23 protein-coding genes and 4 pseudogenes are annotated in these 25,930 nt (G+C 37.6%); 15 read left to right on the top strand and 12 right to left on the bottom strand.

All coding sequences use genetic code 11. The features are described 5' to 3' along the window. Positions 1-28: 28 nt before the first annotated feature. The 3 genes from JZO85_RS07165 to JZO85_RS07155 are packed head-to-tail and all read left to right on the top strand — an operon-like array spanning position 29 to position 3,081. Positions 29-763, top strand: a complete 735-nt coding sequence (locus JZO85_RS07165) for a CDP-alcohol phosphatidyltransferase family protein (protein WP_207107819.1) — start codon at positions 29-31, stop codon at positions 761-763. A gap of 1 nt (position 764) precedes the next feature. Continuing rightward, positions 765-1,730 (top strand): glycosyltransferase family 2 protein, encoded by a 966-nt coding sequence (locus tag JZO85_RS07160; RefSeq protein ID WP_207107818.1) that lies wholly within the window; start codon positions 765-767, stop codon positions 1,728-1,730. Positions 1,731-1,749: 19 nt separating this feature from the next. Continuing rightward, entirely contained in the window at positions 1,750-3,081 is a 1,332-nt protein-coding gene (locus JZO85_RS07155) for an O-antigen polymerase (RefSeq protein ID WP_207107817.1), read from the top strand. Between the two features lie 340 nt (positions 3,082-3,421). Here the strand turns inward: JZO85_RS07155 and JZO85_RS23490 are convergent. From JZO85_RS23490 to JZO85_RS07140, 3 genes and pseudogenes are all read right to left on the bottom strand, one after another. Next, a pseudogene (locus JZO85_RS23490) lies at positions 3,422-3,670 on the bottom strand (transposase); the annotation flags it as partial. 466 nt (positions 3,671-4,136) lie between these two features. Then, positions 4,137-5,302 (bottom strand): annotated as a pseudogene (locus JZO85_RS07145) (IS3 family transposase). A 479-nt stretch (positions 5,303-5,781) separates the two neighbouring features. Next, complete coding sequence (locus tag JZO85_RS07140; protein ID WP_207107816.1) at positions 5,782-7,200, bottom strand: MATE family efflux transporter; 1,419 nt, start codon at positions 7,198-7,200, stop codon at positions 5,782-5,784. 693 nt (positions 7,201-7,893) lie between these two features. Here JZO85_RS07140 and JZO85_RS07135 point away from each other — a divergent pair. Further along, a complete protein-coding gene (locus tag JZO85_RS07135) occupies positions 7,894-8,838 on the top strand; it encodes an LCP family glycopolymer transferase (protein WP_207107815.1) in 945 nt (314 codons plus the stop codon). 277 nt (positions 8,839-9,115) lie between these two features. Here the strand turns inward: JZO85_RS07135 and JZO85_RS07130 are convergent, their stop codons facing one another. Next, entirely contained in the window at positions 9,116-10,000 is an 885-nt protein-coding gene (locus tag JZO85_RS07130) for an Rpn family recombination-promoting nuclease/putative transposase (protein WP_207107814.1), read from the bottom strand. A gap of 272 nt (positions 10,001-10,272) precedes the next feature. Between JZO85_RS07130 and JZO85_RS07125 the strand changes: the two are divergent. Beyond that, positions 10,273-10,416: pseudogene (locus JZO85_RS07125) on the top strand (LCP family glycopolymer transferase); the annotation flags it as partial. Positions 10,417-10,523: 107 nt separating this feature from the next. Here the strand turns inward: JZO85_RS07125 and JZO85_RS07120 are convergent. From JZO85_RS07120 to JZO85_RS07095, 6 genes are all read right to left on the bottom strand, one after another. Beyond that, complete coding sequence (locus JZO85_RS07120; RefSeq protein ID WP_111945260.1) at positions 10,524-10,616, bottom strand: type I toxin-antitoxin system Fst family toxin; 93 nt, start codon at positions 10,614-10,616, stop codon at positions 10,524-10,526. A gap of 96 nt (positions 10,617-10,712) precedes the next feature. Further along, positions 10,713-11,318, bottom strand: coding sequence for a DUF2922 family protein (locus JZO85_RS07115; protein WP_207107813.1), 606 nt, complete (start codon positions 11,316-11,318; stop codon positions 10,713-10,715). 50 nt (positions 11,319-11,368) lie between these two features. Then, positions 11,369-11,752 (bottom strand): hypothetical protein, encoded by a 384-nt coding sequence (locus JZO85_RS07110; protein WP_207107812.1) that lies wholly within the window; start codon positions 11,750-11,752, stop codon positions 11,369-11,371. A gap of 67 nt (positions 11,753-11,819) precedes the next feature. Further along, positions 11,820-12,032, bottom strand: a complete 213-nt coding sequence (locus tag JZO85_RS07105; RefSeq protein ID WP_207107811.1) for a DUF2922 domain-containing protein — start codon at positions 12,030-12,032, stop codon at positions 11,820-11,822. A gap of 19 nt (positions 12,033-12,051) precedes the next feature. After that, positions 12,052-12,261: a DUF1659 domain-containing protein gene (locus JZO85_RS07100; RefSeq protein ID WP_207107810.1), complete on the bottom strand. Its 210-nt coding sequence runs from the start codon at positions 12,259-12,261 to the stop codon at positions 12,052-12,054. A 290-nt stretch (positions 12,262-12,551) separates the two neighbouring features. Then, entirely contained in the window at positions 12,552-13,268 is a 717-nt protein-coding gene (locus JZO85_RS07095) for a hypothetical protein (RefSeq protein WP_207107809.1), read from the bottom strand. Between the two features lie 491 nt (positions 13,269-13,759). Between JZO85_RS07095 and JZO85_RS07090 the strand changes: the two genes are divergently transcribed. The 10 genes from JZO85_RS07090 to JZO85_RS07045 all read left to right on the top strand — a co-directional run bounded on the left by JZO85_RS07090 (position 13,760) and on the right by JZO85_RS07045 (position 24,799). Then, positions 13,760-14,269: a cell division protein gene (locus tag JZO85_RS07090; protein ID WP_207107808.1), complete on the top strand. Its 510-nt coding sequence runs from the start codon at positions 13,760-13,762 to the stop codon at positions 14,267-14,269. Next, positions 14,266-15,570, top strand: a complete 1,305-nt coding sequence (locus tag JZO85_RS07085; RefSeq protein ID WP_207107807.1) for a glycosyltransferase family 2 protein — start codon at positions 14,266-14,268, stop codon at positions 15,568-15,570. Before JZO85_RS07090 ends, JZO85_RS07085 begins: the two co-directional genes overlap by 4 nt. A 643-nt stretch (positions 15,571-16,213) precedes the next feature. Then, a complete protein-coding gene (locus JZO85_RS07080) occupies positions 16,214-17,320 on the top strand; it encodes a tyrosine-type recombinase/integrase (protein ID WP_207107806.1) in 1,107 nt (368 codons plus the stop codon). Positions 17,321-17,685: 365 nt separating this feature from the next. Further along, positions 17,686-18,483, top strand: a complete 798-nt coding sequence (locus tag JZO85_RS07075; protein WP_207107805.1) for a WxL domain-containing protein — start codon at positions 17,686-17,688, stop codon at positions 18,481-18,483. 83 nt (positions 18,484-18,566) lie between these two features. Next, complete coding sequence (locus JZO85_RS07070) at positions 18,567-19,637, top strand: WxLIP family cell surface protein (RefSeq protein ID WP_207107804.1); 1,071 nt, start codon at positions 18,567-18,569, stop codon at positions 19,635-19,637. Next, positions 19,634-20,074 (top strand): EF2685/EF0750 family sortase-dependent surface protein, encoded by a 441-nt coding sequence (locus JZO85_RS07065; RefSeq protein ID WP_207107803.1) that lies wholly within the window; start codon positions 19,634-19,636, stop codon positions 20,072-20,074. The genes JZO85_RS07070 and JZO85_RS07065 overlap by 4 nt, the downstream gene beginning before the upstream one ends. Next, the gene (locus JZO85_RS07060) at positions 20,071-22,623 is read left to right on the top strand and encodes a WxL domain-containing protein (protein WP_207107802.1); all 2,553 of its coding nucleotides are present in this window, start codon (positions 20,071-20,073) and stop codon (positions 22,621-22,623) included. Before JZO85_RS07065 ends, JZO85_RS07060 begins: the two co-directional genes overlap by 4 nt. Before the next feature lie 31 nt (positions 22,624-22,654). Continuing rightward, complete coding sequence (locus tag JZO85_RS07055) at positions 22,655-22,870, top strand: hypothetical protein (RefSeq protein WP_207107801.1); 216 nt, start codon at positions 22,655-22,657, stop codon at positions 22,868-22,870. A gap of 120 nt (positions 22,871-22,990) precedes the next feature. Further along, positions 22,991-23,707: a helix-turn-helix domain-containing protein gene (locus tag JZO85_RS07050; RefSeq protein WP_207107800.1), complete on the top strand. Its 717-nt coding sequence runs from the start codon at positions 22,991-22,993 to the stop codon at positions 23,705-23,707. A 528-nt stretch (positions 23,708-24,235) separates the two neighbouring features. Further along, a complete protein-coding gene (locus tag JZO85_RS07045; protein ID WP_207107799.1) occupies positions 24,236-24,799 on the top strand; it encodes a VanZ family protein in 564 nt (187 codons plus the stop codon). A 444-nt stretch (positions 24,800-25,243) separates the two neighbouring features. Here JZO85_RS07045 and JZO85_RS07040 read toward each other — a convergent pair. Together JZO85_RS07040 and mazE are read right to left on the bottom strand one after the other, a co-directional pair. Then, positions 25,244-25,426, bottom strand: a pseudogene (locus tag JZO85_RS07040) (type II toxin-antitoxin system PemK/MazF family toxin); the annotation flags it as partial. Positions 25,427-25,473: 47 nt separating this feature from the next. Beyond that, entirely contained in the window at positions 25,474-25,704 is a 231-nt protein-coding gene (mazE, locus tag JZO85_RS07035; protein WP_207107798.1) for a type II toxin-antitoxin system PemI/MazE family antitoxin, read from the bottom strand. Positions 25,705-25,930: the final 226 nt, after the last annotated feature.

The following is a 25,930-nucleotide window of genomic DNA, read 5'->3' as shown; positions in this document are numbered from 1 at the left end:
GTAGAGTATAAACTGAGAGGGAAAGAATATGTTTGAATTTTATAGAGAAATTGAAGAAAGAACTATGTCAGAACAAAAGAGAAAAGAAGCAAAATTTGATTTTTTTGCTTTCTATGTAGGAAGACCAATGTCTTATCTCCTAACCTATCCATTTTTAAAAATGCAAGTATCTCCTAACACGATCTCTTTTTTATCAATCATTGTAGTATTTATTGGAGCGATCACTGTATCTGTTAGTAATAGCAAAGTTTTTTCATTTTTTGGATGGCTTTTATTTTTTTTGTGGAACTTACTGGATGGTGTGGATGGAAATATAGCTCGTTATTCTAAAATTTCTTCAAAAATCGGAAGCGTTTGGGATGCTACTAGCGGATATTTCTGTATGTTTTTGACTTTTTTTTCAATGGGAATAAATGTTTATTTTTCTGATTCTGCTAATTTTAATGATATTGATGCAATATGGTTTGTAATAATGGGGGCGTTTTCCGGATTTTCTGTTATTTTACCAAGATTAGTTATGCACAAAAAAAATTCGACTTATGCTGGATTAAACAAGCAAAGCTCTCTTAATAAAAAAAATGAATACTCATTCTCTAAAATCGTTGCATTGAACTTAACCTCTGTTTCTGGTTTTATACAAATAATAATGCTATCCTCACTAATGTTGGATTTTCAGGACATATTTACTGTGTTCTATTTTATTGTTAATACCATAGTATTAATTGTATCCCTTAAACAGCTTTTGAGAGAACAGGAGATTTAAAATGGATGATTCGATAGTAAGTATTTTGATGGCTTCATATAATGGTGAATTATATATTGAAAAACAAGTTTTAAGTATAATAAATCAAACATATTCAAACTGGAAACTATATATATCTGACGATGGCTCTTCCGATTCAACAATCAAAACTATAAGAAAATTTGCTGAAACCGATTCAAGAATTGAAGTTCTATTTAATGATTCAAAATTTCATGGGCCGTATGGAAATTTTTGGAATTTAATCAATAGAATTCAAAAGGAGAATAATAGCTCTGATTATTTTATGTTTGCTGACCAGGACGATATATGGTTACCTAATAAAATTCATTTATTAGTTGAAGAAATGAAAAAAAGAGAATTAGAGTTTCCTAAAATTCCAATACTTTTATATACAGATATGAAAATTATTGATTCAGATGATAATGGTGTTGTTCATTCTGTCAACAGCCAATTTCGTATTTCTATGAATAACCCTAAAGAAATATTTTTTGCTCATGCATATGTTTCAGGTTGTACCACAATATTCAATAAACTATTGCTCAATGAAGTAGACTTTGTGATAGATAAAAATGTGAATTTATACTCTCATGATAATTTTTTTGCTAAAGTATGTACATTGAGAGGGAAAATTTTTTTTATCGAAACACCCACAATACTGTACCGTAAACACGGACAAAATGTTACTAATTCTCAAACATTAAATAATAGTATTAATAGTCTAATAAAAAAAATAAATATTTCTCAATCTGCAAGAACCCATGCTTTGGTTTTCAGACATTCTTTAAAAGTAATTGATAGTTTAAACATAGATACTAATGATGTAAAGAGTATGAGAAAAGCCATCTTAGATGGAGGAATAAGTGGAATTAAATACCTGAAAAAAGAAAAAATTCATAGAAATAATTTCCTGAGAGATATGGGATTAAAATATATACTTTTAACAAAAAAATATAAAAAATATTTATAAAAAATCGTGAGGGTTGCGGATGATTTGGTTCTTACTAGTGTTAATTATTTTCCTGGGGATAATTTCATTAATTCTAAATAAAGGTGATTTTTTTTCACCATCATGCATAATTTGTCTAAGTTACTTATTTTCAACTTTTTGTGCAATTTTAAACATAAAAAAATGGGGAGTATCACTTCATTATAACACTTTATTTGTAATCGTTATTGGTCTGGCAACTTTTATAGCTATTGAATGTATATCGAAAAAAATTACTGTTCTTCCAAAAAATAAGATATCTGTACAAAAAAATTTTTTTCTTGATAATTCTGATGTTTTGTTCATTCCACAAACTTTGATTTTGCTTATTAGTTTTATTAGCTTTTTGATTTTAATAATGCTTTATCAAGAAATTTCAAGATTAGGAGGTGCACCTTCTATAAGTGAGTCAATAGGAAATTTTAGAAATGCGACAGTGCTTAGTTCAAATGAGGAGCTACAGTTAACCTTCAGTGTGACACAATTGTTGAAGTTTTCTGCAGCATTTGGTTACGTTTTACTATACTTTTATATAAACAACTCAGTGATAGATAAGAAAAATTTTAAAAAAATATCTTATTTAATACCTATTACTATTCATGTTTTGCAGTCCTTGTTAACTGGTGGAAGACTTCCTCTTATAAGGGTTATCGTATCAATAGTATTAATGTATTACATACTTCACAATTTGAAGAATGGATGGAGAATAAGTACTGGTTTTACCTTTTTGAGAAGGACTATAGTTACAGTACTTCTATTTTTTATTGTATTCTACTTTCTAAAAGATTTTTTAGGTCGCTCAAGCCAAGAAAGCTTTATTGATTATATTACTAGATATGTTGGAGGTTCTATAGAAGCGCTAGATATATTTTTGAATACTAGCAGTGCAAGAGCTAATAATTTGTTTGGACAGGAAACTTTTTCAGGTGTATACGCGATGTTCAGTCGATTTTCAAGCGACAATATCGATATAGTAAAATCGTTACCATGGGTTGTATCACGAACGGGATATACAATAGGAAATGTTTATACAGCATTTAGACGGTATTACAGTGATTTTGGTTACTTAGGTGTGATTTTTTGTACAGGATTCATATCTTTCGTTTATTCTAAGGTTTATTCAATAATAAAAATGAATTTGGCAAATAATTATAAAAAATTCTCTGTAGTTATATTCTTATATACAAGTTTTGTTTATCCTTTGGTCACTCATGCTATGGAAGACATTTTTTATATTACATTGATAACAATTGGAACAATGATCCAATTTGTTTTATTTATTGGTGTGTATATTATAATGATAAAAATTAGTGAAAAGTATTTTATTGCTTAAAATTTTCTTATTGAGTTGGTGTTAGGATGATTTAGTGGACATATTTTTGTGGAGGACCATAATAACCTCGAACGAAAAGAAGTTCGCAAAATGAAAAAGTATAGGCAAGAAAGAAAAGACATGAATCTTCAACTTGTTTCAACTGATAAACTAGTCGTCGAAATTTCACGTGAATATGGCATTGCAGAACAAACGATTTATAAATAGCCTGCAAATAAAAAGTCAAGGTGAAAATTGAACAAAAGTTTGTCTGAGTGGTAGGTACCACAAATAGAACCACCGACAATCGCTTGTTCCAACTTACGCTCAAAAACTATAGTTCTTCTTCTGGAATTGATGCCTACTCGTCCGTAATAAATGCGTAAAAATCTATTCGCACCAGCAGTCGTGTAAACATAGTACGATTTCTCTCTGTTCGCTTCTTAGAAATAAATGTGTGAACCTGATCAATTTCAGGCGATATTTTCACTAAAATGTTCATTATTTGAAACAGTGATTTACGCAGTTGGGCAGATTCGCGTTTGGACGTTCTTACACTTTTCTGATTATAAGTGCTTGACTGATTGACACCAGGATCAACACCCGAAAAAGCAGTTAATGCGCCTCAATGAGAAAATCATCGATATTGTTAATCTCTTCCATGAGTTATGATCCTAACGACGGTCCTACGCCTTTCATGGCCATGACTATCGGGTATTCTGGTAATAGTACATCTATAGACGTAACTGCTCAATGGTCTTGGAAAGGTGTTTAATTGCCCAATTGCTTGAGTGATCAATTTTTTAGTCATTTTGTCTTCAGGTAAAAGAGCAGTCAACTTCTTAGAGGCTTAAAAGATTTGTGCTGGTCTCTCTGGCTGAAAGTCGTAGCCTTTACGCATACAGAACTTCTGATAACATTCGGTAAAAGCAGTCAGAGAGTCTTTCTGAACACAATGGAATGGTAACCCTTTTTTTGACAAAATTTATAAGGTGTCATGAAAACTTCGTGTTAGTGCTCCGATTGTGAGCCTTCTCGGACCTGATGCTTCTCGGCAGACTCTCAATCTAAAGTCATTACGCTGCCTCTCCACCAGTGTCACATCCAAGCTCATTATCAAGGGCGTGCTTCGCCGATCTCTGGTGACGATACACCATCGGAGTCTCATAGCCTAGTGTGCCGTGCAATCGCAGATAATTCCACCAATGCACGTAATCAAATAATTCTCGTTGTAAGTCTTCTAGCGTTTCAAATTGAGACTGATGAATAAATTCCACTTTGACCGATTTGTATGTAGACTCCACAACCGCATTATCATAGGGACAGCCTTTCTTGCTTAAAGAACGTGTGATATCAAAGGCTGATAGAATTTCTTCAATGGTTTGATTATCAAATTCTTTCCCGCGATCCGTATGAAAAAGAGTCACATTCGTCAAAGGATAGACGATTCGGGCGAACGCCGCTTTGACTAGCGCCGCGTCTTTTTTCTTGCCGCATGAATACCCAATAATTTCTCGATTGAACAAATCGAGGATAAGACAGATATAATGCCAGTGCTTGCCAACACGCACATAGGTAAGATCGGTAATGATTGCCTCCAATGGCGTTTCTTTTGAGAAGCTTCGATCCAATACATTTGCTGTCTTGGCTTCGTTACAAGAAGAAGCGGGTACCTTGAAATGAGCGGTAGGTTGAACGCAATCCACGTTGCTTCATGATACGTCCAATTTTGCGACGACTGACTTGAAGCCCAAGATTCGCCAAACATTTCTTCAATTTTCGGGTACCATACGCGTTTCGATTTCGTAGAAATTCTTCTTCCACGAGCGCTTCTAGCTCGGCTTCGTTTTCGACTGTTTAGGCTTGATAATAATAGGTTTGTCGCGAAATATTTAAGACCTTGCACATCGCTGATATCGAGTATTTGTGCTTGTTGGCATCAATTACTTGTCTTTTCGTCCGAATATCAGCGCCGCTTGCTTTAAAATGTCGTTCTCCATTTCCAGCTGCTTATTTTTCTTTCGCAGAGCGATCAGTTCCTGTTGCTCTGGAGTAAGATTGTCTTTTTCCTTAAAGGAGCCAGTGGTCTGAGCCTGCTTCGCCCATTTATCAAAGGTAGAAGCGGTCAACTCGTACTCGCGAATGATCTCGGCTCTAGGTTTTCCTGCAAGATATAAATCGACAAATCGACAATTTGTTGTTTGAACTCTTTTGAATAGGTTCGACGTTGACGTCTTGACATAAAAAATCCTCCAGTGTGTTTTTTCTTATTCTACACACCTTATTTTTTCTGTCTAGTCTAGTTTAGCCGATCCATTCCTACTGATGACCTGAAAAAAAGCCCTCATTGCTTTTTTTGTTATTCAATACATCTCATTTTTTCTGAAACTCTTTCCAATTTAATGGAAGCGTTTTCGTTAATTAGCTTTATATTTTTTAATAGACATCTTGGAATAGTAAAAAAATATAGTGTGCCGCTGTTGATAATGTGATTCTTGATTGAGAAAACTCAGAATTCTATCATAGTTTAATTTCTGGGGACTTCGAACTATGAAATTAACCTAGTGACTCAGTTCCTTAGAGGTGCTTGTTTAAGAAGTTTCTATGATATTTGCTTTGTAAATAACGATTTTGGCCTGACAGTATAATAGCTGGCCAGGCCAAAAGTCGATGATTCAGAGAGTATATTTCAACTCAATTTGTTCATGTCCCTCTTATTTATTAGGAATGTAGAATCTTTATTAAATTTTTCATACTCGCAATTGATTTCTTTCTAACAAAGGCTAAATATCCAATGAAAAAGAATGCATAAATCAAAAAGCTATTCGTGTTGTTTAAAAGGATGTTACTGAAAATAAAGATAATAGTTAATAATAATTCTATCTGTAAGTCTTTCGTTCTAGCTAGATTTAAAGATTGTTCTAATAATTTTTCGGCAATGATACATCTCAATACTAAACCAATCATTATTATGCCTATGGATAAGAGTAAGCTATCAAGTAAAATAGTAGTAACTATAGAAAAGAAGATAGAAAAAATTAAAGCTATAGTATTTGCATATAATATCTTTTTTTCTTGACGGATAGTTTTCAAAAAGGTTGTAATTAGTAATGACATTCGACCTTCATAAACTATCATAGGAAATAAGATTCCCATGAATAAAAGACTTTGTTTATAGTTAGGTAGCCAGAACTCTAAGATAATTTTTAAAGGTTGAAAGAAAACTAAGAAAGAGAAACTTAGAGGGACAAATATATTTCTAAAATCATAATATAGGCTTGGTAAATTCTTTTGGTTCGCTCTTCTTAGTAATGGAAACATGACGACACCTACTGCATTAATAAAAGTCATGAACATGTTGGATATGCTAAGTGTCAAGGACAATTTACCAAAAGTTTCGACACTCCATTTATATTCAATAAGTGTCCTAGAGATGCCTATAATCAACATACCGGCTATATTGCTTAACATTAAATTACTTCCAATTTTGATATTATCAATAATTTCAGGAAATACTATATGTAATTTAACTATTTTATTGAGTAAAAGATCTTTGATCTTGAAGAATCCCCATAAAGAAACTACCAACCTTGAAAAAATATCCAAAAGAATCAGTATAAAATAATTCCTTCCACCAAATAATATATATATACTCAGTAAAGAAATGTATATGTATCTATCATTACGAGAAAGTTGTGCGTACTCTTTAATTCTATTTGTTGATTGAAATATATATAGTATGAACGTACATAAATTCTTTATTACTGAAACAGAAGCAGTCAGAATTAAAATGATAGTTTTATTAGAGGAGTTTGAAAAAGTTATCGCAAGAGATATCATTATCGTTGATAAGATAAGTTCAAAGAGAAATAAATACCAGAATTGACTTCCTAAGCTAGGACGGTCTAATTCATCGTATTCTTTTCCACCATTCTTTAGATATATTCCATCTAACCATCCAAAATGAAGAAAGCCAACATATGATGAATAAAAGACATATAATTGCCAATAGCTATATTCTTTAATACCAATGAATTTAGGAACAAACAAATTCAATATCACAGAAATACCTAGCACTAAAAAATTGGCAGTAACTGTATAATTGATGTTTTTTAATAAATTTTTTGCTTTTGTATTCAATATTTTCACCAAGCCTAATCTTTATACCCGTAGTAAAACATTAAAAAAGGGCTATCTAATTTTATCAAATAAATAGGGGATAATCTATATGACTCATGATTAAAAATTGTTGCTTTGTTCAAATAATTTCAAATTCAAAATGTTACAAATCTGGACTGGAAAATTGACAGTCTACTTCCGATTATTAATGTCGTATAAAACAATAATTGGCTTATAAAAATTTTTAACTAACAAAATTTAATAAATGTTTTTGTCCAATAGATTTAGTAGCTAATCACTTACTGTTTGAGAAAAATCACAAACTTTGACAAATCTAGAAAAAAACTGCAATAACAAATTGATTTGGAGAACAACAGCTATTCTCAACTTTATCGGAAACTTGTCGAGATGACAAATTGAACCATTCTTCAAATACATGAAGTAGCACTTAGCAATCAAAATTCTTTTCAAATAGTTAAGTCGGTGTTCAGAACTAATTGATTTTTAGCAAGGAACATGATTCTATTAACCTATCTCATTGAATTAGATTTATGTTCAAAATAATAACAACCATTGTTTTCTAATCAGCGCTACCCGCACTAAGTTTTTTTGAGCATAAGAATACTAGAATATATAGATTTTATTTACGCAATGTAATTGATTTTTGACAAGGTGGAGTAAAACTACTGAAATTTTAAAAGTGAGATGAAGAGAATGACTGGAAATAATAATCAGTATTATGATACAAACCATGTAAAAAAAGTCCTACTATCCTTACTCGGAATCTTCCTAACAATCATCCTAGTAATAGCTGGCTTCGCCGCCAAAATGTACTACGATGTAAAATCCACAGCAAATGATACATTTGAAGTTGCGGATCGTAATGGCAATGCCAATAAACGGAAGGTTAATTTGTCTGCGCAGGAACCGTTTAGTATTTTGCTTTTGGGTGTCGATACAGGCGCTCTTGGGCGAACGGAACAGGGGCGCTCGGATACGATGATGGTGGCGACGGTGAATCCGTCGTCGAATGAATCGTTGTTAGTGAGTCTGCCGCGGGATACTTATGCGGAGATTGTTGGTCATGGTACGCAGGATAAGATTAATCATGCGTATGCGTTTGGCGGAGCAGCGATGTCGATGGATACGGTGGAGAAATTGTTGGATATTCCAATTGATCATTACATAACCATCAACATGCAAGGCATCGAGACGTTAGTTGATGCGGTCGGCGGAGTTGAGGTCAATAATTCGTTGGATTTTACCTATGATGGAAAGTCGTTTTCCAAGGGGAAACAGGAACTGAACGGTGAGGAAGCATTGAAATACTCCCGCATGCGTTATGATGATCCAAACGGTGATTATGGACGACAAGGCCGGCAGCGGCAAATCATTACAGGTATCGCAAAGAAAGTCCTAAGTACGAGAGGTTTTACTAGCTATCGCTCTATTTTGGAAACGATGGGTCAGAATGTAAAGACGGATCTGACTTTTTCGGATATGCGTACTTTGATGGGGGACTACCGAACTGCTTTTGGACATGTTAAATCCGATCAACTGAAGGGTGAAGGATTTATGCAGGATGGTGTTTCTTATCAGCGTATTGATTCGAGCGAGTTGAAGCGTGTGCAGGATGAACTAAAGACCACAATGAAATAAGCTTTCGTTGTAACACTAAGTCTGAAATTGCCAATGAGCATGTGACAGACGATGTTTCAATGCTACACTAGCTAGGTCGTTCTATGCCGTGTTGCCTATCATTAATGAGAATTGTTTACAAACATTTGTTAACCAAATAGCTTAATTTGGTAAATGAGCTGTCTAAATTCCTCCTGCAATCAATCGATCGCAGGGGGATTTATTTTCAATCGCCATGGACCACTGGATGCTAGATAGAGGACGCCGCTTGTTTTTATGTTCTTTTCAGCAGTCTCGGTTATTCTTGCTCCGCTTTCAGACTCTTGATTGCATCACTATTCAATCCTGTAATCAACGAAATTTGTTCTATGGATAACCCAGCTTTTAGTGAATTACGAGCAATTGCGATCCGTTCTTTGAATTGGCCCTTCTCCAAACCTTCATCAAGTCCCTTCATTCTCGCATAAGAGAGACGGGCATCTTCATCGGCCTTTGCTTTGTTGATCTGCATAATCATATTTTTTTCCTCCTCCTTCAAGTTGTAAAAAACAACTTTTTCCTTTGCGTCTTTGATGTATTCAGGTGCATCAGCTGCAACTTCGCCGGTTTTAAAGAATTGTTGCCAGTGATGAACCGCGCTGTTTTGTTCGATTGTCTGATTCTTCAAGCTAAGAAAACAAAGCTGTAGTAATTCTTTACTCTTTCGATTGAGAAGGGGCTTTTCTGTTTTCTGATTCCATAGCTGAAATAGTTGGAGTGCAGGCTTTTTTCGATCAAACAAATGAAAGTCAATCACATTAATTCCATAGGCTGGGCGTAGGGCGGAGTAGTTATCTGATTTGACGAAGTTCTCTGACTCACTATTGGCAAAGGGGGATTGGAATGCTTGAGCTAGGTAGAAGACGGTACGTTCATGAAAGAACTGCTGGGGCTGAATTTGCATTTCCAACGTTATATGACTGCCATCCTCCGCTGTTGCCAGGATATCCACTGCGGTATGTGTCAGATCCATCTGTTCAAAAGATTTTTTATAGCTGTCGATGTGGTACGTTTCTTTTGGTGTCAGTGTTTTGAACTCGATGCCTAACAGGTCTTTGACAAAGGCTCTCAAAATATGTTGAGAATCCTTAGACGTGAACAACTTCTTCCATAATAAATCGTTGGTTGGTAAATAATCTTCCATAATCATACTCCTTTTCAGCCTGCACACAGTTACATGCTGAAAAGGCAATTTATTCGCCTATAGTATAGCATGGTGAGGAATGGGCAAGCAAAATATTTTGTCTAACAAAGGAAGGTACGCAATAGAGAGAAGAGTGCTAGCAGTCAGTATTGTATTTTCTTATAAAACAACTCCTTATCCTTTTGATACATTGATTCGCGGGATTTTTGATCTGGCCACTGATGATCCCGTATCCCGTCCTTGATGCTGCAATTCAGCACTTCCTGTAACCGTTTGGTGGCGCAGCGATGTCGATGGATACGGTGGAAAAATTGTTGGATATTCCAATTGATCATTATATCACTATCAACATGCAGAGCATCGAGAAATTAGTTGATGCGGACGGCGGAGTTGAGATCAATAAATCGTTGAATTTTTGCTATGAATGAAATCGGATCGTTACTTAGAATAGAGATAATAGACGGATTTTCTCCCATAATATCCCCCCTGCAATCGATCGCAGGGGGGGATCTATTTCCAGTCGTCATGGATCACGCCCACTCAACCAATGGTTGACGAGGGCGATGATCAGCCCCACAAAGAGCGGAGCGAGGACATATCGAATCAGCTCGCTCAAGGTGCATCACCTCCTCTCAAAAGTGGAGATAGACGACATGAGCGGGGATACCTACGCAAAAGGTATTTAATTGTGAAAGGACAGAAGGTGACCAAGCTACTCTAGCTTATGAGGCTGACTATCTGGGTCATCCTTGTTTCGATTTTTCTTTCGCCGAAGCCAGGAAAGCAGTTTTTTTCGTGTACTTGGTTGTGCCGTTTCCTCAGAGCGCGATCGTACCGAGGTCGTAAGGGGACTAGCAGAAAGGTCATTGTCATAGATTGTGTGCTTTAATCCACTTGTTTGTTTTTTTAGTATTAATGAAGGGTGATTACTTCCCATTTCTGCTGGTTGCTCTAACGATTTTTCAATCGCATTCTTTGAAGAGTTATACAAATAGTCGTAGCTCCTTACTGATTTAATCGGGAGAGCTGCTACTGAATTCTCAGCCTTTTCCTGCGTTTCTTCATCTATTTGATCAGAAGGAGCGGTTGGTTCGCTCTTCTCATCAAAAATCTCCGTTTCGTACGTAGTCACGATCTTTGCCGTAACCACCGTATCAAAGAGTTTTACGCCGCTTTTTTCAAAGATGTCTAGTTGAGTGAGGAGCTCACAGGCTTCTTTGATTTGCTCCACAGGCAAATTGGCATCCACATTTTTGTAGATCCAGTCGTGTTCTTTTCCTAGACCATTGGTAAAGGTCGTGACTAAATCATGGGTCATTGTTCTGCGTTCCTTTCTAAATTAGTTTTTTGCGTAGGTAAAAAAATTGATCAAGGTTCGTTGGTTTCATTAGGACGGACTTTTGCAATTAAGGAACGGACAAGTGAGATGGCTTTTTCGCCAAAGTTACGGACAGGAAATACTCTTGCAGCTAATGAGCGCCATTCGGGTGCCATGAAATAATCTTGGAAATAATAGAAAAATCGTTTCATCGTCCGAGTGGCTTTGGTATTCATAAAAATCTCACGGACAAGATCCTTCAGAATGAAGGCAAACTCCTCCGCACCGAGCTGGTGTCTCACACGTAACGTTAAAATGTATTTGATTGTTAGGCTGCTGTTTTGAGTTTGGTAATAGTATTCAGTAATTCGTTTTTCTAGTGTTGTTGATTTTAGGTTAAATAATTGTCGGCAAGATAAGGTTTGTTCATTCATGGGATCGTGTCCTCCTTTTTTTGATTAGAGGAAGGCGGGGAGCCCGCCGTTCCTCAAGTGATTGCAATTAGAAAATAATCGTTTCAACGGTTTCAACATACTTTGCGCTGACGACTTGGTTGTAAAGCTTCTCGCCATTCTTTTTGAACAGGTTCAACATAGTCAGTCGTTCTAAGAGTCCGCGAATTTCCTCAGGGGCTTTTCCTTCGCCGGGACTTGGGTAGCTCCAGGTTTGCGAACGACCGTCGCTGGTTTTAAAGATCGCTACGATTTTTTTCATCTAGATTCTCCTCCTTTTCTTAATTCTTCGTTACACGCGATTGGCTAGTGATGATCACGCCATCCAACAACGTATCTTCTTGATCAAGGGTCTTCATGATTTCCCCCAGCTCAAGGATGTCTGCTTCAGCGGGATCGTCTACGACATTTTGAAAGGTGACTTTCTTCAATTTCTCTGCACCGGGTAAAGAGAGCTGCACTTGTAATTTGGTACTTAGCTTCTGAATCATTTTGGGTTCCTCCGTGTGTTTGAATTTTGGTACCGGCCGGTGACTACAAGATAAGTGATTTAAAAAAAGATTGCGAATCGCAAAATAATTGTACACCCCCCAAATTGACCACTTTTGGGTGGAAAACAGTGCTTTTTGCTCCAAAACGAGTCAAATTGGGGATGTAGGTGTCAAATTGTGATTTGTGAAAATATTCAGATTGCGTTATAATAAATCGTTTTGCACAAAAAAGTAAAAATAGACAAAGAAATAGCTGATCGCCTAGTAAAGAAAGCGATCAGCTATTTCTTTTACAGCCAACTAATTTGTTGCCCATCCAACGGATCATACATCAAAGGTTCACAGTGGTAGAGAGAGTAGGTCTGTTGATACGCTCGATTAATCTCTCCGATGGAGGTTCGAAAGGCCTTTAAACACGGACGTTTTCCCAATGTTTTGGCAAAAGGAGTATCTGGTAAATAGAGAAAATCGAGTGGAATCTCTCCTTCGAGAGCGTAGTGGAAGAGCCCGCGCCGAATCGTCGCCAACACAAGGCAGGCAATTTCTGCGCGAGCAATGAAGCGCCGCCGATAAACAGGGAGAACAAAACAAAGCCCGTTGGTCATTAGAGCGTAGTGTCGACCGTGATAGTTGAAGACTTTTTTGATTTTAAGCGGATTGATCCAAGCCGATTGTTCGCGGGCTTCTAGTGGAAAAAGTGCAAAATAAGGACAGACCCATGGCATTTTATAAGTGCCAAAATGGCCCAGCTTCTTTAGGCAAGTAGATAGAACCTGATAATCAGAAAAGGAATGGGTCGAAGAAAAATGATGCAAGGTTTTTAGAGCATTGTCTTTACTAAAGTGTATGTCCGTATCGGTGAAGATCAATACACCTTTTTTTTCTGGAATCGGGAAAATACAACAGATTTCATGAATGGTGAGCGGATCAAAAACGAATGCCTCCTCCAGATAGCGCTTCCATAATAGTGACCACTGTTTGTCATCTAAGTACTCAAAACTGTCCATAAAAAAATCCCCCTTTAAAAAAATATGATTTCTAAGTAATAATATATATCAAGTGAGAATAAAATAGAAAGAGAAATTTTTCGACTTCAAATTAAAATAATCGATGAATTGATCGATTGAGCAGTGGGACAATTATCTTTATTGAGTGATATGATTTTTTAAATAACTAAATATTTTTTAGGATAAATCATTTTATAACAATAACTAATTAATTCGTTATATTTTGTTCGACCGTTCATAAAAATAAGGACGCGTCTTCATTGGTTTTATCCCTTCAAAGGGAATATTCCATCATCCAGTCGATGATAGAGGGAATCCATCCGCTGACTAGCAGATACTTATTAATAAGTTATAGTTCTTATGAATTAAAAATTGGTATAGAACGATTGAGAAAGCCCTGAGTATTCTTAGAGAGACAAAGCGTGGCGCAACATTTTGCCAGCGGATTTGAGTAGACTGTAGTCAAATACATTCTAAGGAGAGTGGTTTTGATGAAAAAGCAGGTCAAACGAGAGGAAGTCTCAAAGATACTCATTTCAGATGATTATTTTCTTACTAAGAAGCTTGGGCTGAAGGCCAGGCAAACGATCATAGCGATTCTTGGCTGGATGGGATTTTTTCTTCCCTTCATCTGGATCGGACTGCCGTTTGTTTTTCCCACATTGGCAAAGAAGCTGTCTTTTCGTACCTATAGGGAAGAGCTCCTGACGTTAAAGTTCTTAGTGCTATTTCTAATTGCGTCTTTTCTGCTTATCGCGATTTTGTATGTAGGGTTGACCTTTTGGAACAATTATCGATTTAGCCATCTGTTACAAAAAAGAAAGCTTCACGATGAAGAGAAATTGGAGAAGCGGAAAGCGTTGCTGGAAGAGGTCTATGCAAAACGATTCGGCTCAAGAGAGTATCGTCACACGGTGAAATTCTATTCTGTTTCTGAAGAACAAAACTTTGAAAAGGGCTATGTTAAGGAGCTGTACAAAAAGAATGGGGTGCCGTTATGATTCAACTTGTTCATACGGGGCATCCAGTAATTGATGGCGTATTAACAATCCTCTTTCTAATACTGATCAGCTATCCAATTTGGGGAGGCTTTAGCTGGTTCATCGGTGTTTTGTGTTATACCTTCTTGTTCAAGTATAAACAAAAAGACTGGATCGATCTACCTGAGGAAATCGAACCCTTTGTCACGATTATGATTCCTGCACATAACGAGGAAATAGTCATCGAAAAGACGATCACTTATTTAATGACGAACATAAATTATAGTCATTACGAAGTCTTGGTCACTGACGATGGCTCCACCGATGACACACCAGTGATTTTAGCCAGACTAGCGGAGCAATATGAAAACTTACGGGTTGTTCGTATTGAGAAGAACAAAGGGAAAGCACATGCTTTTGACATTGGCCTTTCTTTTGCCAAAGGAGAATTGATTTTAAGCAATGATGTAGATACGGTTCCTGAACCAGATGCACTGAATCATTACGTTAATTATTTCATTCGGCAGGATGCCAGTAATATCGCTGCAGTAACCGCAAATATGGATGTTCAAAATCGAACGAAGCTAATCGCTAAATCTCAAACAGTCGAATTCTCCAGTATTGTCGGTATTATTAAACGAACGCAGATTGGTGTTCTAGGCGGTATTTATGCTTATAGCGGAGCGAACACGATGTATAGAAAAGAAGCGTTGATTGATGTGGGCTTGTTTCGACAAGATCGCGCGACCGAGGACATCAGTATCGCGTGGGACCATCAGCTAGATGATTGGGCGTCATTGTTTGCGCCAAAAATAATGTTCTTTATGGAAGTCCCTGAAACCTTAACCATGTTGTATCGCCAAAGGAAACGGTGGGCAAAAGGTGGGACAGAAGTTTGGCTAACCAACTTTAAAAAGGTGCTGCTGCATCCATTTGAAAATATCGGACGAACGGTGATGTTTGTGGATCAAACCTTCAGTATCATCTGGTCATTCTTCTTTTGGATCTCGTCTCTCCTATTCCTTTTTAGCGTGATCACCTTTTTGGTAAACGGAAACTATGAACGACTATACCACATGTTTACCATGGCTTTTCTCTTTGTTTGTTTTGAAATGATCTCTGGAATTTTTCAGCTGGTGGCCTCGCTAATTGCAGATGACCGAGGAAGGAAACTGAAGTACTTGTTGTTTGCGCCGCTGTATATGTTGTTCTATTGGATCATGAACGCCTTGACGATTCTCACAACCTTTATCCCAGCAGTGAAAACCATCCTAGGCTTTGGCTCAGGCACTTGGAAAAGTCCAGATCGACAGAAAAGATGATTGCTTCCATCAGTCGTCAGCCCTCATGAGTCAAAGGAAGTCATTGAAGCGAACATACGAATAGGAACTTGGTGAATTACTAAGCGAACAAAGAGGACTGGAGAAATTCAGCCCTCTTTTTCGTCTGTCGTGATTAATGGATTGGAGAAGGAATGATTGTTTTCGTGAAAGATTAGTATGTCAAAAGTGTTATGGATACAGTCCTTCAATCTATGGCACACAAGGGAAAGACAGGCAATGATGTTATTCGGACGAGGAAGGAGTGGAAAGTGATGAATGATTGTTAAAAATTGCTGCAAAAAAGACCTTCCTAAAGCAGGAAAGTCTTTTAACCATTTGTTTGAGTGGAATTAGAAATAAATTGAAAAGGTATTTTTTATATAGAAAAGTTACATAGTTTAAACAAAACCATGAATATTTTTATTGAATCAACCCTATTATTTTGTTAAAAAATTAAATTACCATGAGTTAATTATAAAATATAGTAAAAGAATAATCAATATGTTTTATAAAAATTGAGAAAAAAGAATAAACGAGTGGCTATTGGATGATTCTATTCCTAGCCATTCATTCAAAGAAGCACGAAACAGAGTTATTTTTCTGTTTATTTGCCGTCAAATAAGCCGTCAGGAGGAGAAGGATTATGCGCAGAGGAGAAAATATCTATAAAAGAAAAGATGGTCGTTGGGAAGGACGCTATAAAAAAGGCTATAAACCCAATCGCCAAATCAAATATGGTTATATCTATGGACGAACATTCAATGACGTACGAACAAAGCTCTATTCAATGAAAGCCTACTATCTCACCCAACAAGAACTCTATGGGGATGCCTGTATCCCTTTAGAAGAATGGGGAATGACGTGGTTAAAAGACATCCAGCAGGAGGTAAAACCCGCCACCTATAGTTCTTATGACTACAAACTAAAAAAATACGTGTTTCCATATATTGGAGAAACGTATTTAAACGAGCTCACCGAAGAAACAGGGAAACACTTGATCCAGCTTTGGCGAACGATGGGATTGGAAGTTTCTACAATGCAGGTCATTTTAAGAATCACCGCTCAATGTTTAACGGCCGCCAAACAAAAAAACTACCTAAAAGAGAATCCCTTTCTCTCCTTAAAGCTGCCAAAGAAACCCAAAAAAACCATTCGCTCATTGAATAAACGGGAACAACGAAAGTTGGAAAAAGTTGCCTTAGCTGAAAAAAATCAGACCGGCATACCTACCTATTTAGCCCTGCATACCGGATTGCGAATCGGTGAGATCGCCGCTCTGCGATGGAAGGATATTGATTTTGAACGGAATATGATTACAGTGAATCACACCTATCAGCGTGTTGCTTTAGGAATAGGCGAACAAAAAACGCAGCTGCTCATTGGCTCAACTAAAACCGAATCAGGTACACGATCCGTTCCGATGGGACAAGCGCTAAAAAAGAACCTACTCAAGCATCGTCGCAAATCAAAAGGAAACTACGTGTTTTCCACGAAAGGTCATCCAATGGAGCCAAGACTATTAACCTATCATTTTCATCGGATTCGAAAAAAATGCGGGTTAGAAGAAATCCACTTCCACCAGTTACGTCATACATTCGCGACTCGTTGTCTAGAAGCGCAAAGCGATATCCTATCTGTCAGCGCACTCTTAGGACACAACTCTACCAAACTGACCTTAGATACTTATGCAGATTCTATGACCGAACAACGAGTAGAAGTGATTTATCGCATGGAAGCCGCTGTTTCTTAGCTCTATCCATGAGTAAAAGGTAAATTAAAAAAAATTTGTTTATCTAACTTATTGCCCTCTTTGTTTTGTCTATTTTAAGTAAGCGCTTACTAATTTTAGCTAACAATTTTAAGGATCTTTTTTATCACAACTAAGAAATGATGATTTTGATGAAGGCCCGTTCATTTTATCCGCCGTCATTCTCCGTCATGAAAACTTGATAAACGCTGATTACTCAATGACTATCCATGGATTCATAGTTTTGTTTAAACATAGAAAAAAAGTAATCCTGATAGGCTTAAAATGATTCTACCTGTCATTTTAATATCTAATGTACGGTTTGTACATTTTATATAAAAAAATAAAGATTAGAGGAGAGAAAAGAGATGAATAAGAAAAAGTTAGTTACAGGTTTGTTAAGTGCAGCATTCCTAGGAGGGGTGTTAGTAACAACTGCATTACCGGCAGATGCGGCTACATATGGTGGGAAATCGAATGGTTCTGTTAAGTTTAAGAAAGGAACATTAGTGACACCGCCGATTACACCACCAATTGTGCCACCTGTTGATCCACCAGCGAGCGATTTTGGATTGCTTTATGTCCCTAAAGAATTTATCTTTGCGGAAACCGCAGTGCCAACAACGACAGTAACGGGAAATACAACAATTGCTCTTGATTCAAATTGGGAATGGGGAAGTGCACCCAATGCATCTGATACAGGTGGATCAGGTGGTACCAACCCGACAATCAAACACTTTGCGGTTGGCGATGTTCGAGGGAAACGTGCCTCTGGTTGGCAACTGGAAGCTAAATTAACGGATGATCTGAAAGTTAGTGCCACTAAAAAATTAGATGGCGCAAGAATTACAATGACTCAAGCAATCAACGAGTTAACCCCTCAAGTATCTCCAACACCATGGACCGAAACACCAACAATTGCTGGTGCTGGGGCGCATACACCAGATAAAGTGACTGCAGCAGTTGAAATTAAAACCGCTAGTTCATTAATTATGAGTGCAAAAGGTGAAACAAGTCCTGGCGATGCAGATGGTCGTGGGGAAGGATATTGGCAAGGAGAATTTAACAATATTAACTTAGTTGTTCCAGATGTTCCAATGAACAAGGTTGCGGCAGGAGAGCAATACACTGGAACGATTGACTGGACATTAACGGATTCGATTTAAATTTTAAAACAGATAGATAACTAGGAAATAGGTTGAAGATGACTGGATTTATTTTCAGCCTTTTTCTTTTAAGAGGGGTTCTGATGAAGCAGACGAAAGCAATAGCTATTTTACTCATATGTTTGTTTAGTTTTTTCGGAGAGAGTGGTTTTGCCGAGAAAACGAGTAACACACAAGAGATCACTGAAAATGAGAAACGAGCAGGTTTTACGGTTCAGGCAGTTTTACCGGAAAATCAAATCAATGATCGCATCGGTTATTATCATTTGCTTGTTCAACCAAATGGCAGACAAACGGTTGATGTAAAAATTTTCAATACTTCTGAGAAGAAACAAACCTACAAAGTAGAAGTGATTAATGCGGCAACCAATCGCAACGGCTTGATCACCTACGATGAACGCGATAAGAAACCGGATGCGAGTATGAAGCTTCCCATCACTGAGGTGGCGAAGCCCAAAAACAAAGAAGTGTCGGTGGATGCCTATTCAGAAGGAAAAGCAGAAATAGAACTGAACGTTCCAGCAGAACCTTTCTCTGGCATTGTTTTAGGCGGTATTCGAATTTCATTGAAACCAGAAAAAGAAGAAGAGTCGGAGAATGGGATGTCTGTCAAGAATACATACGGCTATGCGATTGGCATGATTCTGACTGAAAACAAAGAGACCCCAATCTATGGTGAGACCGAACTGAAATTAACAGAGCTAAAACCAGAAATTGATTATGGTAGTAAGGTTTTAGAGGCACGTATCCAAAATCCGCATCCAGAAGCGCTGCAAGAATTGGAAGCGGAAGGAAAGATCACGAAAAAAGGCTCCAGCAAAACCATTGCGAAGAATACACTCAAAAATATAAAAATTGCCCCAAATTCCATCTTTCCTTTTCAAATCGATTGGGGCATGCAGGAAGTCGCAGCTGGTGACTACACCTTTACAGGAAAAGTCAAAGGGGAGACAACTAGTTGGGCATTCAGCAAGGATTTTACCATCACTAGAGCGTTAGCGAAAAAGATGAATAAGCAAACAGCCTTCCGGGTATTTATCCCTGAATGGTGGACAAATACTTTTTATGGCTTTGTGTTAGTGACTGTTTTGCTTGTCCTATTCTTAGGTTATCGCCTTATAAAACGAAAGAAAAAGGAGGAGGGAGACGAGTGAAGAAGAAAATCGGGTTGTATATAGCCACTGCGTTTTTTTGTCTAAGTGCGGGTTGTGCTTCTGTTTTAGCAGCCAGCCATGACGGGCAATCGCCGATTGGTGTTGGGTTTTATGATCCTACGAGTTCAAGCAGTACCAGCAGTTCGACGACACCATCGACAACGAGCAGCACCAGTAGTACCACATCAGATTCCAGCAGTTCGACAGATTCCAACAGTTCTACGGTTGATTCTAGTAGTAAAGACCGAATAGTGCCGATAACAAACAATCGAGGGGGTAGCAGTGGTGGCGGATATTGGGATTATATTACAGATACCGCCAGCAAAGTATTGCCAAAAACAGGAGAATTTATCGGCAATCATCTAGCTCTGATTGGTATGGGGATGCTCGTCATTGTTTTCTTCTATTTACGAAAGAATAGGAGGAAGAAGGTATGAGATCACTAATAAGAAAACTCTTCGTAGTAGTCTTTGTATTATCAGGGCTCATCATAGGCAGTCTTGGATTTCCAGACCATTCATTAGCATATCGTGGAGAAGCAATCCAAAGTGAAATTAATTTTGATATGTACATGGATGATGGTAGTCTGATTCCTGCAGGAAAGGTCCCTGTAGCGAAGGCTGATTATGAGTATAGAACATCTTTACATATCTATGTTCAGCCGGGTTATACTTATACACCAGTATATGATAATACAATCAATCAAAAGACAGTTACTATTCCGTATGATGGGGCAGGGAATTTTTCAGCTACTGGAGCAGCAGGGTCTTATTTTTATGGTATAAGAACGCCTAGTGATCCGTTCACATCTAAAAAAGATGCAGTTTTTTTCGCGCATATATTTCGAAACTTGAATTTTTCTAATGCACCTGCGTATATTCGATCAATATCAGCGAAATCTTCTGTGGTAGGGGATTATTCTTACTATAAGACATTAGGCACATATTATAAACTTCCTGATTTTACAATCAACGATAGCTCGAATTATCATCATCAAGCGACTCAGAACGTAGCAATACCAAATCCAGACTTAACTAGAATGGGACCGGGAAGTTTTAAATACGAAGGTTCTCAAGTTGACCTCATGCTTAATCCAAATGGGGTAGAGTTTGCTTATGTTGGAGGGTGGGGAAGATACACCAACATTCCTAGTGATCCTTTACTTGGAAATTTTGATTTTTTGCATACTTATTCAAGTTTAGCCACAAATGGTAAAAGAATCACATTCTTTATGAAGGAATTCCAAGTAGTAGAAAACTTTGAAGATGAGTCTGGTGCACCATTAACACCACCAACAGGATTCACTCAAGGCAAAAAAACAGATGCGGATGCAGATCAATACAAACATACAATGAATAAGCTTCCAACCTCTTATACTTCTGGTGGAAATATGTATGTATTGGAAGGGTGGTATCAAGGTGATACAAAACCAGGTACTCTAGAACAATCAAATCCTCCGTCTATGACAGTAGACTACACCCAACCGAAATCGATTTCTGATTTGGATACTGAAGGAAAGATTCATGTAGTATACAAGAAATCTTTCGCAGTGAATGAGAAGTATATTGATGGAAGCAATAACTCTATTAATGGAGGAGCTTGGGATGTTGCTAACCCAGCGGCTGCAAATTCTAACTTTACTGGTAATCCTGCCGCAAGCAAGACAGACAGTGGAAATGCTATATGGGAGTATCAAGGGTGGAAAGAGGGGATTTCTGGAGCCGTAAATTCAGCAGGTGTACCGGTAAAAATTAATAATATTACTGAATCCAAAGATATTTACTATGTTTATAGAAAAAAAGTGCATACAATCACTCAAAAATTTGTGGATTCTGCTGATGGAACAACTCTGATACAAATGTCTAGCAATCCAAACTCTTTAGGTAAACTTGACAACGATACGTACACTGCAACTGTTCTTCAAACGATCACAGATACTTCTGGAGACTTATGGGATTATGCAGGCTGGGAAAATGTGACTGATGCACCAGGGACGGTCCATCCTAAAAGTACACCTATAGCCATTAATAATATTAAAGGACCTAAAGAAGTTCGGTTCCATTATCAAGCACGAAGCACCACAGCGAGTCTTGATTTAACACCGACTCCGCAAATTGTCGCAAATAATGGTTCGGTTGCTTGGAGTTCACGATTAACCAATACAGGGACTTCTGCATTGAATAATCTCACACTCAAAGCAACGAGTAATTGGGCGTCTGGTTTGTCTACTCCTACGCAAGTTACAGTGACTCCTGCAGGTGGTGCACCTCAGAACTTTACGATCTCACCAGCGGATTGGGTTGGTGGTTTTAATCTAACAGGCATTAGTATTCCAAGTGCTGGACCGAATAATTACGCAGACATCACCTTTACAGACACTGCCGCTGGAGCGGTGAATCAAGTGCTCCCTGCGGAGATTGAGATTGATGGGAATATCGCGACGCCATTGACTGCGGAGAACTTTGTCCGTATCGATGATCCAGATGAGCCGAATTTGAAACCGACTGGAAATGCGGGGCTGATTAACATTCCGAATTTCAAATTTGGCGAAGTAGAGGTTAAACCTTCTGCTCAAAAGAAAGGGTTAGATGTGTCCGCATATCGACCAGGCTACAATCCTTATATTCGTTTCATGGATAATGAAAGTAATTTTGGTTGGGATTTAACAGTGAAGCTTAGTCAATTTACTAGCGGAACCAAAACCTTACCAACCACTACTGCGATCAATCTAAGAAATGGCACTCTATTGGAAGTTCAAAACTATAATAAACACAACGAATCTTATAGTTTTGAAAAGCTGGAAGGGACAAAAAACATACCTTCTGACGGGACCACTGTTTCGTTAACTAGTGACATCGCACGAGGTGTCCATGAATTGAGTTACGATATTAACAATGATGTGGAACTAGAATTAATGGCGCATTCTGGAATCGCTGGCTTGAATTACGAGGCAGAGATGGATTGGACATTGACCACGTCGATATAAGAAAAAGGTAACCAAAGAAGGGGGAGGAACGATGTACAATTATGTCTGGCTGTCTGCGGGGATGGGGATACTCGCATTAGGACTGGCGATCTTTTTCCTCGTTAAAGACCTGACCTATAGTGAACAGACGAACCAAAGAAAAGCCATCTATTTGATCGCAAATTGGGGCATGTTCCTACTGGCAGTTGTTTGGATTGGATTAAGTATCAGTCTATACATCCTGATCCAGAATCAGTTAACAGCGTAACAAAAAGCCGCTCGAAAACTTTCGGGCGGCTCGTACATATAAATATTTATGGAATAGAGAATTTCAGAGCGAATAGCTTGCAACTATTCGAACCAAAAAACCAGAAAGCAGGAAGTAAAAATGAGCCAGATTTTGTTATTTACGAAAAATCCTTTAAACGAAGAATTATTTGAAGAACGTTTGCGACAGTTAGGGCATGAAGTGTTTACCACAAAGGAATTGATCGATCGTTGCTTGCTTGAAAACATGAATCATTCGTTTATTCAAGTCTTCCACTACATTATCCTAAGTGAAACGATCGCCAATGCGGAAGTAAAAGAACTCGTATTAAGCTTAAGCAAATACAAAATCCCAATCTTCCGTAAATCGGACGAGCCAATAGAAGAAGACCAACTGAAGGAATGGAAAAAGCTGGGGATCACTGATTGGATCGAAGCTCATCCAAGTATCGAAGAGCTAAGAGAAAAACTCAGCAGCTATAAAACACGAAACGAACGAAAGATTGTTTTTCTGCCTAGATCAGATGAAAAGATCGCTTTGTCTAACATACCTTTAAGCGGCAGTGAACTAAAGCTCTTCTTAATTCTATATAGACAGCAGAACCAAACCATTTCACGCGAGGAAATTTCTCAAAAAATGTGGAATAGAAGTAAAAACAATTCCACCATGTCTCAGCTGTCAGTGATGATAAAACATCTAAAGGATAAGCTTGCTAGTAGGAATATCTCTGGACCGATCATCGAAACCTGTTGGGGACGAGGGTATCGATTAGATGAATCGGTGAATGATCAGGTAACGGTCGATATTGTCGATGAAGTGATGATTGGGCAGCAGTAAGAGGTCTTAGGGCCTCTTTTTTGTTTAGCAATAGGATGAAAGATAAAAAGAGCAGTCGAGAAACGACTGCTAGTTGGATTTTTTACTTTTTTCTTCATCAGTTAACAACCAGTCAATTGACATAAACAGGAAAGTAACAGCAATCATGCGCCAGACAATGCGTCCAATTTTTTTCACTGAACTTCACTCCTTTTAATTAATTATATCAAAGTAGTTAGTTGGTTTCATATAAAAAGACAATTGTTCTACTAATAAATCAAATAACAGATTAGTGTATCAAATGCTAGTAGGATTGTCCTACACTCTCTTTGTTAATGTTTGAAAGATCCTCACTTACCCAATCCAATCCAAATTACCTAGTAGTGGTCTCGGTGAAATAAACTTGGAATTTATCATTAATTATCAAAGCTAGGAATTTGGTTACCCACTCCTCAAATATAGAGAAATTGTTAATCTTTTTTCAAAAGTAGGGATAATGATTAAAATATAGGAGACTTTCTTTATAATATGAATGAAGGAGGGGATCGAATGAAGAAAATCATTGCAGGAATTCTATCTGCTATATTAAGCTATGGGATGGTCTATTATTTGGTCCTGCCGACATTGCAGAATTATCCGCGTCTGGATAGTATGACGCAACGCTTTGAATATACGGATGAAGCGTTGTGGCTTTTTATTTTCTTAAGCTTATGGCTCTTTTATTGGCAGTGGGAGCAGCGAAGGATTTGGAATATTTATCTCTACCTTTTTTATAGCAGCTACTTTTTATTATTGTTCATCATGCTGTTTACGAAGGCTAGGGCCTACCATTCCTTCAATCTAGACCCGTTTGAATTGTACCTAAATAATAATCAGCAGATTATAGAGCTGATCTTGAATACAGGCTACTTTATTCCATTAGGGTGCCTGTATGGCATACGAGCCGGTAAAATAGAAGCGGCTGTAATCGCGTTGATCACTATCCTGGGGATTGAAACAATCCAATATGTCTTTTATCTGGGGACGTTTGATATCTGGGATATTATGACAAATTTCATAGGCTGTATGATTGGGTATGCTCTGTGCAGGATGATCAAGAGGCGGCTCCGTTAGAAGAACATACCACTGGGCCTTTCGGTTGACTGGCGCTCTTAATCAAAAGGAATGAAATTGCATATTTAGGAACCTTTCAAAAAAAATAGATTGTAGTAGACGTAGAGCCGCTCACTTCATCCATCAAACGGGGGAAATGAGAATCATAACAAGATTATTCGACGCTTTCTTCCTAAAAGTACGCGTTTATTGGATGTTTCAGTGAGAACCGTTCGTCGAGTACAGGACTGAATGAACAATTTAACGAGAAAAATCTTTGGCTACAGAACACCTCGGGAGAGATTACTAGAGGAGTTGAAACAGGTGTCGGCTGCGCCTACTTGACAACGTACACTTGAGGCATGGTGAGGCTTGAGCAGCTCTAAGATTGGCTGCCCAGTGAATACCATGCCTCAACTCAATTTGTCAAGCAAGCACTAAACAGGCTAAAAATTAAATAACCGGAAGCACCTGTCCAGTTGTGTCTAATTCCTCTGGCAGCGAATAGTGCATAGGCAGATTTTTTATAGTAGAAGTAATTGGACAAATCACTGCGAACATTGTTTTTCGATTAAAGTCGTATCTAGATACAATCAACCCTGGGCGTCTTTTTTAGATTTTTCATCCAGCAGATGGATCAAAATTAATTCAGACGATATCGCCTTTTTTGGGGATATATTTCTTTTCTTCATTCATTACAAAAGTTCTTTCCCCTCAGGAGATAAATCTTCCCACTCATCTTTTTCATAATACTCCGCTACTTCTCCACCACTAAACGGATCTTTGATTTTAGGAATCAATGTAATTGTTCCATCATCAGAATAGACGACGATGTATTCTTGATTTTCTGAAGGTCTTTTTCCATTATCTGATGGTAAAGCAACAACTACAGAGCTTCCCTGTAATCTAGATTTAGTTGTAAGCATAATATCGCCTCCTTATAAAAAGGATACTATGTGACATATTGCATGGTGAAATTAGCAATGTCTAGAAAATGGGTCCGTAAACGTCTCCTGAAAACGGTAATCGCTGCTTGCCAAATTTTTTGATTTGAACTCTCTTGAAAGAATAGATGAAAGTCTGATGTATAAGCATTTATAAAAAACGCCTAGCGAATGCTAGACGTTGAGTATTATTTTCTATTGAGTGCCA

This window comes from Candidatus Enterococcus murrayae (assembly GCF_017315985.1).
In the GTDB taxonomy this organism is placed as follows: domain Bacteria; phylum Bacillota; class Bacilli; order Lactobacillales; family Enterococcaceae; genus Enterococcus_A; species Enterococcus_A murrayae.
This window is presented reverse-complemented; position numbering and strand designations above follow the sequence as displayed.